The sequence below is a fragment of the Streptomyces sp. NPDC007264 genome (assembly GCF_042869095.1).
Lineage (GTDB): Bacteria > Actinomycetota > Actinomycetes > Streptomycetales > Streptomycetaceae > Streptomyces.
Map to the genome: position 1 here is coordinate 284242 of NZ_JBIAFD010000004.1, position 16373 is coordinate 300614.

Sequence of the window (16373 nt, forward strand, 5' to 3'; positions counted from 1 at the left end):
GGCGCCCACGAAGCGCCCCGATCGGTCGGATCCGAGGCACGCGCCACCCGCGCGGCCACGGACGACGCGCGTCGGCAGCGTTCCACAAGGACGCGGGCCGGCCGCCGCACTGCGAGGACTCGGTGGTCCGGTCGGCCCAGGAGTACGCGAGGAGCAGGCGGTCGCCGGCCGAGGAACTCCTCCGGGGACCGAACGAACATGAGGGAGGGCGAATTTCATGAGAATCAACCTTCTCGGGCCGCTCCAGGCCTACGGGGACGATCAGCGTGTCGACCTGGCACCGGCCGCCCAGAAATTACGTCAGACGCTGGCACTGCTCGTGCTGAACGCCGGCCGGGTGGTGCGCTTCGAGCACCTCATGGACGAGCTGTGGGACGCCGACCCGCCGGCCAGCGCGCACACCGCCATGCAGACGTACGTGTACCAGCTCAGGAAGCGGTTCTCCCTCGGCAACCCGAGGAGCGGCGGCGCCGTACGGGCGGCCGGCCCGCTGCTCGCCACGGTCGACGGCGGCTACCAGCTGTCGCTGCCCGCCGACCACGTGGACGTCTTCCGGTGCGAGCCGCTGCTCGCCCGTGCCCGTGAGGAGTTCCGCGACGAGGACTTCGCCCGAGCCCGTGACACGGCCGCCGCCGCGCTGCAGCTGTGGCGGGACGATGCCCTGGTGGACGTGCGCAAGGGGCCCACGCTGCGGGCCGAGGCGGACCGCCTGAAGGAGTTGCGTGCCGGCGCGCACCACCTGCGGATCGAATCCGACCTGAACCTCGGCCGGCACCACGAGGTGCTCGGTGAACTCACCTCGATGGCCGGGCGGCAACCCACGAACGAGCGGGCCCAGCGCAACCTGATGACGGCTCTCTACCGGATGGACCGGCGGGCGGAGGCCCTCCAGGTCTACCAGCGGGCACGCGAGCGGATCGCCGCCGAGCTGGGTCTCGATCCTTCCCCCGAACTCCAGGCCCTGCACACGGCCGTGCTCACGTCGGACGAGGCGCTGCTGCGTCCCGCCGGGCGGGTGACGGCCGTGACCGCCGTCACCCGGGCGCCCTGCCATCTGCCCGCCCCGCGCGAGCCTCTGACCGGCCGCGCCGCCCAACTGGCACGCATCACCGCGGTGCTGGCCGGCCGGGCGCGCACGGACCGGCCGCTCGCGATCGTGGGCGGCGCCCCCGGCACGGGGAAGAGCGAGCTGTGCCTGCACGCCGCGCATCAGGTGAGCGGTCACTACCCGGACGGACGGCTCTACGCGCGTCTCCGCGACGGCGCCGGCCGGCGGGTGCCGCCCGCCGAGATCCTGCGTTCGTTCCTGCGCGGACTCGGCGCCACGGAGGGGCAGTTGCGACTGGGCACGACCGACCTGAGCCTGCTGTTCCGTACCTGGACCGCCGACCTGCGGGTCCTGGTGGTGCTCGACGACGTGTGCGACGTACGGGACTTGACGCCGCTGCTGCCGTCCGGCGCCGGCTGCGGCGTGGTGATCGGCAGCCGACGCCGGCTGTTCGTGTCCTCGTCGGCGGTCCACGTCGAACTGGCCGGACTGCCCTTCGACGACTGTCTGCATCTGCTGGCGTCCTCCGTGCCGAGCCACCGGGCCACCATGGACCCGGAGGGGCTGCGACGGCTGGCGGCGCTGTGCCGGGGGCTGCCGGGTGTGCTCTTCGCGGTCGCTTCGCAGTTGCGCCGCCGCCCGCACTGGACGGCCCGGCAGGCCACTGCCTGGGTCCTCGCGTCCGGGGGCGCCGACAGCGACCCGCTGGGGGTGCGGGCCGGAATCGACCGGACCCTCGCGACGCTGCCCGCCGAGTCGCGGTCCCTGGCGTACGCGCTGTTGTCTCCCGGCGTCCCCGATCGGCTCACGCCGGCGCTTGCCGCCGCGGCCCTGGGGACCAGCGACCAGCGGGCCGAGGACCTGCTGGAGGAACTGTCGGAGAGCTACCTGCTGCGCGCCCGGCACCCCTGTGTGAACGGCCGGTTCTCCTACGAGTGGGAGCCCGGGGTACGCCCGTTCGCGGCACGGCGGAGCAGCGCGCGGGTCATGTGCTCCGCCTGAGTGAGGACGCCGCGGACCGCGAGGGCGGGCGCGGCGCGTTCCAGGGTGCGGATCGGGTTGCGCCGCCACGTCCAGGCACCGCCCGACGAGGTCGGCGACCTCCTCCGCGAACGCCGGGTCCTTCGGCGGTCTGATGGGCGGCCGGCGTGCGCGTCGAGGACACGAACCAGATCACGAGACACCAGTGAGGGACGTGACAAGATGACCCCCAGCGAAGAGGAATTGGGAAAGAGAGTGGTTTCCAGGAGTCCCGCACCCGTTTCTGGCTATGACCGTGTGCGACACGGCGTCCACAACCTTCAGCGCGCTGACGTCATTGCCGATCCGCAAATCTACTGGAACGCGATTGCGGAACTCCCGCCGATCTTCTACGACGAAGTAGGAGGCGTCTGGGTCTGCTCCGGCTATGCCGAAGCGGCCGAGATCCTTTCCAACGGCCGAGTCTTCTCCTCCGCCCGTCATCACGCCCCCGGAACGCTGCAGCAGCGCGGCATGGAGCATTTCCTGCCGACCGCAGAGATGCTTTCGGCGCAGTTCCTGTTCAGCGATCCGCCCGAGCACACCAGAATCCGGGACGCGCTGCGCGGGCAGTTCACCAGGGCGAGCGTGCGGCGGCACGATCCCGCGATGCGGGACATGGTCGCCGAGTTGCTGCGCTCGCTGCCCGACCGCGGAACCGTCGATGTCGTAGCGGACTTCGCAGAGCGGTTGCCGACGCTCCTGATGACGTATCTGCTGGGCATGGAGGGCCGGGCCGAGGAGCTGACCCGCTGGGCGGACGCCTACGAGCGGCTGCTGAGCAGCGTGTCCACCTTTCCCAGCCGGGCGGACGTCGAGATCATTCCGGTGATCGACGAGGCACTCGCCGGGTTCCGCCGGTTGACGGCCGAGCGGCTGGCCACGCCTGGTGACGACCTCCTCTCCGCGCTCGCGACCGGCCTGCAGGGCGACTTCAGCCCTCCCTCGGGTTCCTCCGGCCAACCCCCCGCGGAACTACTGCAGTTGGTCGCGGCCAACGCCATGGTCCTGGTCGCCGGCGGCTATCAGACCCTCACTCACCTGGTATCCACCGGCCTGCTGCTGCTCGCCGGGCAACCCGAGCAGCTCCGGCGACTGCGCGCCGAGCCGTCTCTCATCGACTCCGCGGTGGACGAGGTGATGCGCATCGACGGATCCAGTCAGTACGTGGGACGCCATGTGGTGCGCGATGTCGAGGTCGGGGGAGCGCGGCTCGAGGCCGGAGCCGGTGTCATCGTGCTTCTCGGCGCCGCCAACCGCGACCCGCGGAAGTTCACGGACCCGCTCGTCTTCGACATAGGCCGCAGCGAGGGGCGTCACCTGGGCTTCGGAGCGGGACCGCACTACTGCCTCGGCGCGCCCTTCGCGGAACGACTGGCCGGGTGGGCGATTCAGGGCTTCATCGAGCAGTACCAGGAGTTCACGCCGTTCGACGGCCCGCCGGGTTCCGTCCGGTGGGGGCCGCACGGCAACACACGGAGCCGGGCCCACGCCGGGATGAGCGTCGAGTGCGGCCCCGGGGAGGACGCGGCCGGTGTCGTGCCGTCGGACGGGGCGCAGGATGTCCTCCCGGAGCCGAAGACGCTCACCGAACTCGAACGGCACCAGCTGGTCACGGAATGGAACGAGACCAGCGCTCCGGGGGGCACCGCCGCCTTGGTCTGCTGGCATGTGCTGTTCGAGGAACGCGCCCGTCTGACACCGGACGCCATAGCGGTCGAGGACCAGGGTGTGCCCTACTCGTACGCCGGGATCGACGCGCTCGCGAACGGCAATGCGCACCGCCTGCGCGCGCTCGGCGTCGAACCCGAGTCCGTCGTCGCCGTCACCATGGGGCGATCCGTGGACCTCGTCGTGGCGCTCCTGGCCGTCGCCAAGGCGGGTGGCGCCTTCCTGCTGGCGGACGCCGCGTGCCCCGCCGAACGCCTGAAGACGATGCTCGAACAGGCGCACGTGCGGGTGGTCCTCACCGACGACATGACCGCCGGCCGGATCGAAGGGCTCGATGTCTCCGCGGCCGTCACCCTGTTGGACAGGGCCGCTCCGGCAGCCGAACCGCCGATCACCGGGGTGATGCCGGGCAACACCGCGTACGTCGTGTTCACCAGCGGTACCACGGGGCAGCCGAAGGCCATCATCAACAGCCATGAGGCGCTGGCGAACCTGCACATCGCCCAGCGACGTGTGTTCCGGGTGCACCCCCAGGACAGGGTGTTGCAGTTCCTGTCCCTGAACTTCGACGGCTGCATATCCGAGATCGTGCTGGCACTGCTGTGCGGAGCGACCCTCGTCATGGCGAGCACCGCGGAGCTCATGCCGGGCCCGTCCCTGGCACGCCTGTTGCGCGAACGGCGGGTGACCATCGCCATCATGACCCCCTCGGTGTGGGCCGTGATTCCCCCTCCGGAGCTGCCCGACCTGCGGATCGCCGCGTTCGCCGGCGAGCGGTTGCGCGGCGGGCTGGTGCGCCGGTGGCGGGCGCGGGGACGCCGGCTGCTCAACCTCTACGGGCCCGCGGAGGCCGCGATCTGGTCCACCTGGCACGAGTGCGCGGACGACGACTCCCCGCCGATCGGGCGCCCGGTTCACGGGAAACGCGTCTATGTGCTCGACGACGACCGGCGGCTGCTGCCCGTCGGCTGCCCGGGCGAGCTGTACATCGGAGGGGTGGGCGTCGGCAGATACCTCGGCCGCCCGGACCGTATGGCCGACTCCTTCGTGCCGGACACGTTCGCCGACGAGCCGGGACGACTGCTCTACCGGACCGGCGATGTGTGCGTGTGGCGCGCGGACGGGGTCCTGGAGTACGTGGGCCGCCGCGACCGGCAGGTCAAGATCCGGGGACAGCGGGTGGAGTTGGACGAAGTGGAGCGCGTCCTGGAAAGGGCGCCCGGCGTGAGCACGTGCCTCGTCACGGAACGCGACGGCCGGCTGACAGCCGTCGTCGTGCCCTCATCGCCCGGTTCCTGGCGAGAGGCCGAGGTGCGTGCGTACCTCGCGGCACACCTGCACACCGGGATGATCCCCGCGGCGTTCACGCTCGCCGACCGACTGCCGATCACCCGCAACGGCAAGGCCGGGCACGACGCGTCGGAGGGGGCCCACGCCCAGACGGCCGAACCGGGCGGCGGCGCGCCGGCCGCGGCGCCCCCCGCCGGAGTCTCCCGGTCCGCCGAAGACCGTGCTCCAGGCTCCGAAGGGCCGTCGCACATCACCTGGGAGCTGGCCCGTCTCTTCTCGTCCTGCCTGGGCCTGCCGCAGGCGGCCGTCAAGTTGGACACCGACTTCTTCTCCGCGGGCGGTGACTCGCTGGGCATGGCCGAGTTCCTGGTGACCGCCGAAGAGCGGTACGACGTGGTGATCGGGGTGGAGGAACTGCTCGGGAACCCCACGCTGGCCGGTGTGGTGCGGCTGGTGGACCGGCGGGAGGAGGCGCGGTGAGCGGGTTCTCGGCCGCGGAACCGGGTGGGCCGGGTGTCAGGCCCACCGTCAGCAGGGTTCGCGGCGCAGTCCCCGCGACGGGTGGTCCGGTGGTGTTCGTGCATGGGTCCATGGACCGCAGCATCAGCTTCCGGCGGGTCGCGGACCACCTCCCGGGGCGTCCGGTTGTCGGCTACGACCGGCGCGGGTGGGGCCGTTCACGGTCGATGGGCGGTCCGCACGTGTCCTTGGAGACGCATGTCGACGACCTCTGTGCGGTCCTGGCGGAGCTGGATTCGCCCTCCGTGGTGGTAGGTCACAGCTACGGCGCGCTGGCGGCGATGGCCGCCGCCGCCCGCGAGCCGGAGTCGACCGCGGGCGTCGTCGCGTTCGAACCTCCGGTGCGATGGCTGCCGTGGTGGCCCGCCGCCGATCCCTGGGAGGAAACGGTCAGCCGCAGCTCGGCCGAGGGGGGACCCGAGCAGGCGGCTCGCGCGATGCTCGCCGAGACCCTCGGCGGGGCGGGCCGCCTGCTGCTCGCCCGTGCGCAGCCCGCGGATCTCGCGGCCGACGGGGCCTCGTTGCTGGCCGAGATGGCGGATCCGACCGTCGATGTGCCGTTCTTCGACCCGCTGGACTTCCGCACGCCCACCGTCGTCGCCGCCGGCTCCCTGTCCGTCCCCCATCACCGCGAGGTCGCTCGACGACTCGCCGACCTGCTGCCGCACGGGCAGTTCGTGGAGATCCAGGACGCACGACATGCCGCCCATGTCAGTCATCCCCAGGAGTTCGCCCACCTGATCGACAGGCTCGAACGACTCGATGCCCGGCCGGACGGGGCGTACTGAGCCGATCCCCCACGGCACGCGCCGACCGCCGACCGGCTTGTTGCGGGTCGGCGGTCGGCGGTCGGCGTCGCGCGGTGGGCGGTGGGCGGTCGGCGTCGCGCGGTGGGCGCGGTGCGCGTGGTGGGCGTGGTGGGCGTGGTGTGTGCTCGACAGGCGCCGGCAGGCTCAGCCGATGGGGTCGCCGTCGAACCGCGCCACGGGAGCGGCGCCCCCGGCCGGTGCGGCCTCGCTCGTGGCCGCGGGCCGCCGGTCGAGCCCGAGCACGAGCGGTACGGCCAGCAGGCTGATCGCGGTGAGGAACACCCAGGGCAGCGCCGCGCCGCCCTCCGACAGCGCGGTGAGCAGCGCCGGGGCGACGGCCCCGCCGACCGACCAGGACAGCTGGTAGACGCCCAGATAGCGGCCCCGCAGATGCTCGGGCGCCATCACCACGCTCAGTTCGCTGGTCGGGGGCGAGCCGAGGATCTCGGCCACCGTGTAGAGCACCATCGCGATCAGCAGCCCGGCGATCACCGCCCAGCCGGGCAGCACGAGCAGGGTGCCGAAGACGACGAACGCCGCCGCGTTGAACAGCAGGGCCAGCGTCAGCACCGTCACCGGGCTGCGGGCCTCGGTCCACCGGCTGGCGAGCGTCTGGAACAGCGCGACCACGGCCGTGTTCAGCACGACGAGCACGCCGACGATCCAGGAGCCGACACGGAGGTCGTCCGCCGCGTAGACGGCGAGCAGCACCGTGATCACCGCGGAGGCGAAGGCGAAGGCGATGTTCGTCGCGACCAGCCGCAGATACCGGGTGTCCTTCAGCACGGTGCGATAGCCGTCCGAGGGTGGTCCGGCGCTCTCACCCGCCGCCTGCTCCGGCTCGGCGGGCCCAGGTTCGGCGGGCGCAGGTTCAGGCTCGGGCTTCGGCTCCGCGGGCCCGGCGTCGGCCGCCTCGCCGGTGTCCGCACCCCGGAAGGTGATCAAGAGCCAGCCCGCGACGGCGAAGGTGACCACGTTGATCACCATGACCGCCCGCAGTCCGGCGACGGTTCCGATGCTCAGGGCCACCGCGGACGCGGCGCCGCCGAAACCGATGCCGACATTGCGCAGGGCGCGGACGAAGCCGAACCAGCGGGCCCGCTCGACGCCCCGGGCGACCTGCACGATGAGCGGGCTGCTGCCCATCCAGAAGGCGGTGGAACCCAGTTGCACCACGAACTGCCACAGCACGATCTGCCAGGCCGCCTGAGCGAACAGGAAACCGATGAATCCGGCCACCGAGATCCAGTTGCCCGCGGCGACCACGGTGCGCGGACCGAATGTGTCCAACAGCGGCCCGATGAAGGGCGGAACGGGCAGGGCGAGCAGCTGGCCGACGGTCAGCGCGGCGCCGACGGCGACCAGCGACAGCGACGTCGTCCTCACGAAGAAGACGACGGTGAACGCCATCACCAGCCCGTTTCCCAGGCTGTCGATCAGATTGGCCGTGACGAACCGGCCCTTTCCCGCGAGGTCCGGCAGACCCCAGGCCGTCCGGACCCGCCGCCACGCCGAAGTCGCGGGGGAATGCTGCGGCATCATGACGTCTCTCTACTTCGCCGCATCGGCGGGCAGCTCGCTCTGCTGGAAGACAGCCGCCCCGCGCGCCTTGGCGTGCGACATGCCGGAGATGACGCCGCCCGAGCCGGCCGGCACCACCCGGCCGTCTGCGCCTGCACAACCCTGCGGGGTGTAGAACATGCCATAGACCGCGTGCCATTCCTCGGTCTTCCCGGACACCGGGTCCACCACGAGCTCGGGCCGGGGGATCACCCGCTGCTGTACGACACATCCTTCGACGGCGGAGTCCTCCAGAGCCCGCCGCCAAGCGTCCTCGTCCGTTTCCCAGCCCGCCACGGCGCCGGCTCCGCCGCCGCGCGCGTTGACCTTCAGAATCAACTGCTCGCGCCGCTCGATGCATTCGTCGACGAGGTCGGTGTCGGTCTTGAGCGCGTCAGGGTCGATCAGCCGGGTCCAGGGCAGCACCCGGTCGATGAGCCGGCATTCGTCCTCGCTGAGGTTGCGCCGCCGCGCCGGGTCCGAAAGCAGTGCCATACAGGCCTTGTTGGCGAACACGGTGCTGGAGAGCGGGGTCCACAGCAGGGTTCCGCCCGCCCGGTGCGCACGCAGCAGGGGAGCGGCCAGGTCCCAGCCGCCGGGCTCCTCGGCGATCTGGTCCGGGACGAAGGAGCGGTAGACCACGTCGATCTTCGTGTCCCCGAGATAGAGCGCCCCGCCGCGTTCGTGCACGTCGGAGACCTCGGCCACCAGGATGTCGAGGCCCGCCCGGCGCAGTGCGGACTGGAAGCTGACCCAGAGCTCGCCGTAGTCCCTCAGACCGCCGCGCCATTCCAGCAGGGCCACCACCGGCTCGCGCCCGGGTGCCACCCGGGCGCCGAAGCGGCGCAGCGCCTCCACCAGGGCGCGCACGGGATCCACGTAACCGAGCCGGTTCCGGCGCGCGAAGTCGGCGAAGGCATCGACCTCCATCGCCGCCTGGGACATTTCACTCGTGAGGCCCCAGCCGCCGGACTCGCTCCCCAGATTGGTCTCGAGGAGTTTGAACGAGGTGCCGTCGTGATACATGTCGGCCCGGCCGAAACGGGGTGGCACCAGGTCACCGAACCGCCGGACCACTTCCCAGCGTCCGTCGCTGATGCCGAGCACCGACCGGAATGCGTCCGGATCTCCGCCGAACATCCGGTCCGGCAGGGAAAAGAGTAGGTCGACGAGCTGCCGCAGGTCATCGGCGAACTCGCGAATCTCACGCTCGGCGACGAAGAGGGGTCTGGCCAGATACTCGCCGTGCCAGGATGCGAGCGTCGGGAAGTCCTTGATGCGCTGGGCGACCGTACGCAAGTCACTGCCCGGTGTGCGGAACTCCTCGTTGTACCGGGCTGTTACCCGCTCCGCCGACATGAAGTCTCCCTGCTCGATGGCGACTGGGCCCCACGGCCCGCAGGGGTCACTGTTCCATCCCGGCCTCCGGAGCGACTCAATTGCGGCTCAATTCTCGCTCGACGGCGCCCGCGGGAAAGGGAAATCTGTGTTATTGCTAGAACACTTGAACACCCGAAAGGAATGGTTCTGCAACCGTGGGGGAACGTTGATTCCGGTCGTGGAAAGTCCTTCAGGAACCGAAAGCGGTGAACTCGCGTGCACGGTCGGGCAGAGAATGCGGGAGGCGCCATGACCGCCAGGACGGACACTTTCGCCGACGCCGTCGGCGGGCTCGGGGACGCCGAGTGGGACCGGCTCGCCGACGGCAGGTTCTACTCGTCGGCGCTGTGGCTGAGGCTGTGCGCCCTCCTGGAGCCCGGGTCCGTCTCCGGCGGACTGCACGTGGAGACCCCGGGCGGCGGCCGGGCCGCGATCCCCGTGGCGGCGGTGACCGACGAGCCCAACCCGCACCTGCGGTGGCACGACCTGCTTGCCGCCCGCGGCCTGCCGGCGCCCGAGCCGGGCGGCCTGCTCATCGGCCAGCGCCGGGGCTACCTGGCGCACCTGCTGACCGGCGAGGGGACCGATCGGACCGAGGCCGCCGCGGCGGTGCTCGACGCGGTCCGCGCGCTGCGCTCACCCCTGCACGAGGAGTCGAAGATCGCCCGCGTGGCGATGTACCTGACCACCGAGGACGTGCGGGCGCTGCGCGCGGCGGGGGTGCGGACCGCCCCGGTCGCGCTGACCACCGACGCCTGGATCGAGATCCCGCCCGGCGGCCATGACGCCTGGCTGGACTCGCTGTCGGCGCACCGGGCCCGCCGTATCCGCAGCGAGATACGGAAGTTCGAGAAGGCCGGGTACGAGGTGGAGCACCGGACGCTCGCCGAGTCCTGGCAGGACGTGGCCCGGCTGGTGGCCCGCTCGTTGCTGCGCTACGGCAGGACCGTCGACGTGGCCCCGATGGCGGAGTCCTTTCGCGAGCAGGCCGAACTCGCCGGTTCGCGGGCCGAAGTGGTGCTGTGCTCGCGGCCCGGCGAACCGCCCGTCGGCTTCTGCCTGTACTACCGCTGGGGCGACACCGTGCACCTGCGGGCGCTCGGCTTCGACCACGACCGACTGGCCTCGGCAGCCGAGTACTTCAACCTCACCTACTACATACCGGCGCGGCTCCCGGGAGTGCGCCGGCTGCACGCGGGCACCGAGACCGCGGAGGGAAAGGCGCTGCGCGGTGCCGCGCTCCGGCCGCTGTGGCTGCTGGACCTGTCCGAGGACAGCCCGCTGGCCGGGTACGACGAGGAGATCCGCGACCACAACCGCGCCCTGCTCGGCCGCCTGCGCGACTCCTCGCCCGCGATTTCCGCCGCCCTGGAGTACGACCTGTGGGAGCCGTACTGCTGAGGTCGCTCGCCGCCGCACCGGTGGCACGCACCGGGCGAGCGCCGGCTTCCGGGCTGCGCGGTCGGCCCCCCTGGTGGGGGGTCAGGGGCGTGGGGTGCGGGCCTCGGGGTGGCGCAGCCCGTTCAGCAGGACCCGGGTCAGTGCCTCGGCCCGCTCGGCCGCCACGGCGGTCTGGCCGGTGAGGAGCAGGTAGAGAGTCGATCCGATCAGGGCGTCCACGACCGCGTCGATGTCGGCGTCGGACCGGAACTCGCCGTGCTCCACGCCCGCGCGCAGCAGATCGGCGATGGCCGTGTGCTGGTGGCGGGTGTGGTGCAGGTACAGCGACTCCGCGTCCTGCGGGTTCTCCGCGGCCGCCGCGGTGAGGGCCAGCACCAGGGCGGACACGCGCGGATCGGTGGAGGCGTCCGCATGCGACCGGAACCAGTCGGTGATGGCCTGCGCCACCGATCCCGGGCCGGGGGCGGGCACCTCGCCGTCCGGGACGACCGCGAGATAACCACGCCGGGCGACGTCGCCGACCAGGGCCGCCTTGGAGGGCCAGCGGCGGTACACGGTGGGTTTCCCGACGCCGGCCTCCGCGGCGACCTTCTCCATGGACAGCCCGGCGTAGCCCTCCCGGAGCAGCACCTCGCGTGCGGCGTCCAGGATCGCCTGGTCCGTGTCCGCGCTCCGGGGTCTGCCGCGACGCCGCACCTGTGTCATGGGGGCATTCTACGGGCCGCTATCATATTTACGTAACGACACGTAACGTAATGTGGAGGGATCATGAGCACCGACGTGGTCGTCGTCATCGGTGTCGGAGGCATGGGGGAGGCCATCGCCCGCCGTCAGGGGCCGGGCAACTCCCTGCTGCTGGCCGACTTCGACGAGAAGGTCCTCCAGACCGTCGCGGACAAGCTCCGGGAGCACGGCCACTCGGTGACCACCCGCGTCGTGGACGTCTCCTCCCGCGACTCGGTGGCCGCCCTCGCGCGGGCCGCCGCGGAACTCGGCCCGGTCACGCAGGTCGTGCACACGGCCGGGCTCTCCCCGGCGCAGGCGCCCGCCGCCGCGATCCTCCGGGTGGACCTGCTCGGCACCGCACTCGTCCTGGAGGAGTTCGGCAGGGTGATCGCTGCCCGGGGCGCGGGCGTGGTGATCGCCAGCATGGCCGGACACATGCTGCCGTCCGGCGCGCTGAGCGCCGAGCAGGAACAGGCCCTGGCGCACACCCCCGCCGACGATCTGCTCGGCCTGCCCTTCGTCGACGCCGACGCGCTGGGCCCGCAGGGCGCCTATCCGCTCGCCAAGTACGCCAACCGGCTGCGGGTGCAGGCCGCCAGCACGCACTGGGGAGAGCGCGGGGCGCGCGTCAACTCCATCAGCCCCGGTGTGATCTCCACCCCCATGGGACGACAGGAACTCGACGGCGAGAGCGGCGGCATGATGCGGGCCATGATCGAGGCCTCCGGCACCGGCCGGCTGGGGACCGCCGACGACATCGCAGCCGCCGCCGCCTTTCTGCTGGGGCCGGACGCCACCTTCGTCACCGGCAACGACCTGCTGGTCGACGGCGGAGTGATCGCAGCGCTGCGATGCGGCCGCCTCGGACAGGAGAGGTGACGGCGGACCGGGCCGCGCCGGGCAGCCCGCCCGGGGCGGCCGCGACCACCGCTGCCAGGGCCGCGAGCGCGACCCGGCCGCCCTCACGGGACCGGGCAGGCGCACGGCGACGACCTTCTCGCCGAGACGGGCGCGAGGCGTCCCGGAACGCCGGCGAGGCGTCCCGGACGGCCGGCGACCCGACAGGAGGGCGCGGCCCGCGAGGGCGGGGACGGGAACGGGGCCGATCCCGCCCTCGCGGCCTGTGCACGGGCCGGGAGGCCCGCCGAGACACCGGCCGCTACCGGTAGCCGACGGTCACCGCGTCCCGGATGCCGTGCGAAGGGACGCCGATCCGCAGGACGTGGCGGTCGGTGTCCCGGACCCTGCGTGTCGTGGGGCACGTCGTCGGTCCGTGCGACGACGATGCCGCCCGCGCGGACGAAGACCGGCATGGTGTCCAGCGACGTCGTGACGTCGTGCGTGGCGCCGCCGGCGGGCGCGGTGCAGGTCCGTCCGGTGAAGCAGCCCGTCCACCGGCCCGGGGGGAACCACACCGGCCTGGACGGATGCAACGATGTAAAGGCGTCTCACAGGACCCTGCGCCTGCGGCCCAGCCAGGTCTGGGCGACGACGACCACGGCCAGGAAGGCGCCGCTGACGACCTGTTGGTAGGCGGAGTCGAGCGAGCCGATCTGGTTGATCACGTTCTGGATGACCTTCAGCAGCAGCACCCCGACGAGCGAGCCGCTGATGAAGCCGAAGCCGCCGCTGAGCAGGGTTCCGCCGATGACCACGGCCGAGATCGCCTCCAGCTCCATGCCGGTGCCGAGAATGGTCACGCCCGACACCAGCCAGGCCGCGTTGAGCGCGCCGGCGAGCCCGGCGCACAACCCCGACAGCGTGTAGACGGAGATCTTCGTGCGGGCCACCGGCGCGCCCATCAGGGCCCCCGCGTCCTCGTTGCCGCCGACCGCGTACACGTACTGTCCGAACCTGGTCCGGCGCAGCACGACGGCACCGGTCGCGAACAGCGCCACCGTGATCCACACGGGCACCCCGACGCCGAGCAGCGAGCCCTGCCCGAGTGTCGCGAAGAAGGAGTCCTTGTCGACGAGATACGTCGTCGAGCCCTCGTCGGTGATCGCCAGCAGGATGCCTCGCGCACCCAGCATCGCGGCCAGCGTGACGATGAACGGTGCCAGCCGGACGCGGGCGATGAGCAGCCCGTTCACCAGCCCGATCAGTCCGCACACGGCAAGCGGCAACAGCAGCGCGACCGCGGTGCCGTACTGCGAACCCCAGGCGGCGAGCACGCCGCCGAGGGCGAACAGCGAGCCGACCGACAGGTCGATGCCACCGGTGACGATCACGAACGTCGTCCCGAGCGCGACCACGGCCAGGAAGGCCGAGGACAGCGCCATGTTCTCCAGGTTGTCGCCGGTCAGGAAGGTGTCGAAGCTCAGCGACGCCACCGTCATGGCGATCACCAGGGTGACCAGTGCGCCGTGCTGCTGGGCGAGCGCGCTCAGCCGCTCGGAGCGGTTCGCCCGCGCGGGGCCGTCGTCCTTCCGGCTCACGGTGCCGGCCGGCACGCCGGCCTCTTCGGTGTGCGTGGTCATCGCCTGCCTCGTTCCCGGGCCGCGTAGACGGCGAGGACGATCACCGCGGCCTGGGCGATCTGGGTCCACGACGGCGGCAGATCGTGCTTGATGAGCGTGGTCGTGAGCAACTGGATGAGCACGGCGCCCGCGACGGTGCCGCCGATGCGTACCCGGCCGCCGCTGAGCGGGGTGCCGCCGACGACCACGGCGGTGATCGCGGACAGCTCCATCAGGGTGCCGAGGGAGGTGGGGTCGCTCGCGGTGAGGCGGGCGGTGGCGAGCACGCCCGCGATCGCGGCGAGGGCGCCGGAGCAGACGTAGACCACGACCAGCACGCGGCGCACCGGAAGTCCGGCGAGCCGCGCCGCGGCGCGGCTGTCGCCGATGGCCAGGACCTGCCGCCCCAGAGTGGTGCGGCGCACCACGAAGGCCATCAGCAGCGCGAGCGCCGCGGCGATCAGGACCAGGTACGGCACGCCCAGGAGGTCGCCGGAGCCGAGTGCCGCCATACCGGGGTCGCGCACGTCCTTGAGCTGCGGCAGCAGCACCAGGGCCAGTCCGCGTCCGGCGACCATCAGGGCGAGCGTGGCGACGATGGGCTGGACGCCCACGAAGGCGATCAGCGCGCCGTTGGCGACACCGACCACGATGCCTCCGACCACCGCGGTCAGCGCGGCGAGCCATGGCCCGTATCCGAGGTAGAGCGACAGCAGGGAGGTGGACAGCGCCATCACGGAGCCCACCGACAGGTCGACGCCCTCGGTGCCGATCGCCAGCGCCATGCCCAGCGCGACGATGAGGACCGGGGCCACCTGGACGGCCTGGGTGCGGAAGTTCTCCGCGGACACGAAGTGCGGGGTGAAGACGAAGTTGAACAGCAGCAGCACCGCGACGCCCCCGTACACGCCGTAGTCCTGGAGCAGGCGCAGCACACGGTCGCGGTCCGGTGCGCCGCGCGCCAGGGCGAGTTCAGTCATCGCCGCCTCCAGCGGGTACGGCCGCGATGGCGCGCATCAGCCCGTCCTCGGTGACGGCGTCGCAGGTCAGCTCACGGACCACGACGCCGTCCTTGAGGACCACCACGCGGTCGCTGCCCTCGATCAGCTCCTCGGTGTCGGAGGAGATCAGCAGCACGGCGAGCCCGTCGCCGGCGAGTTCGTCGACGAGTGCCTGCACCTCCGCCTTGGCGCCGACGTCGATGCCGCGTGTCGGCTCGTCGAGCAGCAGCACCTTGGGGTGCAGGGCGAGCCAGCGGGCGAGCAGCACCTTCTGCTGGTTGCCGCCGGAGAGTTCGCCGACCTTCTGGTGCGGGCCCGCGGCCTTGATGCGCAGCCTCTTCATGAACGTCTCTACGATCCGGTCGATGCGGGCGTCGTCGACGAGGCCGAAGCGGGAGAGCGCGGGCAGCGCGGCGAGCGCGATGTTCTCGCGCACCGACAGCCCCGGCACGATGCCCTCGGCCTTGCGGTCCTCCGGCAGCAGGCTGATGCCCGCGCGGATCGCGGCGGCGGTCGAGCCCGCCCGCACCGCGACTCCGGCGACGACGACCCGGCCCGCGTCGGTGGGCAGTGCCCCGGCGATGGCCTTCGCCGTCTCGCTGCGGCCGGAGCCGAGCAGCCCGCCGAGGCCCACGACCTCGCCGGGCCGTACCGTCAGCGACACGTCCCGCAAGCGGTGCCGGACCGTCAGTCCCTCGGCGCGCAGCACGGGTTCGGCCGCGGTGTCGTGCGAGCCGGAGAACTTGGTCATGCCTTCCGCGCGCACTTCGCCGATCTCCCGCCCGAGCATCATGGCCACCAGGCGCAGCCGGTCGAGGCCGGCGAGCGGGCCGGTGTGCACCACACGTCCGTCGCGCAGGACGGTGACCGTGTCGCAGATCTCGTACAGCTCGTCCATGCGGTGGCTGACGTAGATCACCGCCACCCCGCGCTCGCGCAGCATGCGGATCACCCCGAACAGGGTGTGCACCTCGCGTGGTTCGAGCGAGGAGGTCGGCTCGTCCATGATCACGACTCGGGCGTCGACGGCCACGGCGCGGGCCAGCGCCACCATCTGCTGTGCGCCGACGCCGAGTTCGCGCAGCGGTCGGCGCACGTCGACCCGGATGCCGAGGGCGCGCAGGGCCTCGTCGGCCTCGCGGTGCATGCGCCGGAAGTCGATCAGGCCGAGCCGGCCGAGCGGTTCGCGGCCGAGGAAGAGGTTGCGGGCCACGCTCATCAGCGGGACGAGGTTGACCTCCTGGTAGATGGTGGAGATGCCCGCCTGCTGGGCCTGGAGCGGGGTGGCGAAGCGGACCGGCCCGCCGTCGTACGTCACCTCGCCGGCGTCGGGCCGGTAGACACCGGTGAGCACCTTGATGAGCGTCGACTTGCCGGCGCCGTTCTCTCCGACGAGCGCGTGCACCTCCCCGGCGCGCGCGGTGAAGTCCACGTCGGACAGCGCGCGCACGCCGGGGAAGGACTTGGACAGATGGCTGACCGAGAGCAC

12 protein-coding genes are annotated in these 16373 nt (G+C 72.0%); 5 read left to right on the plus strand and 7 right to left on the minus strand.

The genetic code is table 11. From position 1 onward, the window contains the following. Positions 1–217: 217 nt before the first annotated feature. The 3 genes from ACFYMU_RS08465 (at position 218) to ACFYMU_RS08475 (ending at position 6336) form a co-directional block, all read left to right on the plus strand. Entirely contained in the window at positions 218–2050 is a 1833-nt protein-coding gene (locus tag ACFYMU_RS08465; protein ID WP_388369813.1) for a BTAD domain-containing putative transcriptional regulator, read from the plus strand. Positions 2051–2326: 276 nt separating this feature from the next. Next, positions 2327–5509 carry an amino acid adenylation domain-containing protein gene (locus ACFYMU_RS08470; RefSeq protein WP_388369816.1) on the plus strand — a complete coding sequence of 1061 codons (3183 nt, stop codon included), beginning with the start codon at positions 2327–2329 and terminating at the stop codon, positions 5507–5509. 98 nt (positions 5510–5607) lie between these two features. Next, positions 5608–6336, plus strand: coding sequence for an alpha/beta fold hydrolase (locus tag ACFYMU_RS08475; protein ID WP_388370324.1), 729 nt, complete (start codon positions 5608–5610; stop codon positions 6334–6336). Positions 6337–6501: 165 nt separating this feature from the next. Here the strand turns inward: ACFYMU_RS08475 and ACFYMU_RS08480 are convergent, their stop codons facing one another. Further along, positions 6502–7899, minus strand: coding sequence for an MFS transporter (locus tag ACFYMU_RS08480; protein ID WP_388369819.1), 1398 nt, complete (start codon positions 7897–7899; stop codon positions 6502–6504). 9 nt (positions 7900–7908) lie between these two features. After that, a complete protein-coding gene (locus ACFYMU_RS08485; RefSeq protein WP_388369822.1) occupies positions 7909–9276 on the minus strand; it encodes a hypothetical protein in 1368 nt (455 codons plus the stop codon). Positions 9277–9546: 270 nt separating this feature from the next. On the opposite strand from ACFYMU_RS08485, the gene ACFYMU_RS08490 reads away from it, so the two are divergent. Then, positions 9547–10698 carry a GNAT family N-acetyltransferase gene (locus tag ACFYMU_RS08490; protein WP_388369825.1) on the plus strand — a complete coding sequence of 384 codons (1152 nt, stop codon included), beginning with the start codon at positions 9547–9549 and terminating at the stop codon, positions 10696–10698. Between the two features lie 81 nt (positions 10699–10779). On the opposite strand, the gene ACFYMU_RS08495 is transcribed toward ACFYMU_RS08490, so the two are convergent. Next, positions 10780–11403, minus strand: a complete 624-nt coding sequence (locus ACFYMU_RS08495; protein ID WP_388369828.1) for a TetR/AcrR family transcriptional regulator — start codon at positions 11401–11403, stop codon at positions 10780–10782. A gap of 63 nt (positions 11404–11466) precedes the next feature. Here ACFYMU_RS08495 and ACFYMU_RS08500 point away from each other — a divergent pair, with 63 nt between their 5' ends. Beyond that, on the plus strand, positions 11467–12303 hold the full coding sequence (locus ACFYMU_RS08500; RefSeq protein WP_388369831.1) for an SDR family oxidoreductase: 837 nt from the start codon (positions 11467–11469) through the stop codon (positions 12301–12303). A gap of 83 nt (positions 12304–12386) precedes the next feature. Here ACFYMU_RS08500 and ACFYMU_RS08505 read toward each other — a convergent pair whose 3' ends face one another. From ACFYMU_RS08505 to ACFYMU_RS08520, 4 genes are read right to left on the minus strand one after another with little or no spacing between them, the layout of a single operon-like run. Then, positions 12387–12839 carry a hypothetical protein gene (locus ACFYMU_RS08505; protein WP_388369834.1) on the minus strand — a complete coding sequence of 151 codons (453 nt, stop codon included), beginning with the start codon at positions 12837–12839 and terminating at the stop codon, positions 12387–12389. A 33-nt stretch (positions 12840–12872) separates the two neighbouring features. After that, the gene (locus tag ACFYMU_RS08510) at positions 12873–13904 is read right to left on the minus strand and encodes an ABC transporter permease (protein WP_388369837.1); all 1032 of its coding nucleotides are present in this window, start codon (positions 13902–13904) and stop codon (positions 12873–12875) included. Continuing rightward, on the minus strand, positions 13901–14863 hold the full coding sequence (locus ACFYMU_RS08515; RefSeq protein WP_388369840.1) for an ABC transporter permease: 963 nt from the start codon (positions 14861–14863) through the stop codon (positions 13901–13903). The genes ACFYMU_RS08510 and ACFYMU_RS08515 overlap by 4 nt, the downstream gene beginning before the upstream one ends. Beyond that, positions 14856–16373, minus strand: a complete 1518-nt coding sequence (locus ACFYMU_RS08520) for a sugar ABC transporter ATP-binding protein (RefSeq protein WP_388369843.1) — start codon at positions 16371–16373, stop codon at positions 14856–14858. The genes ACFYMU_RS08515 and ACFYMU_RS08520 overlap by 8 nt, the downstream gene beginning before the upstream one ends.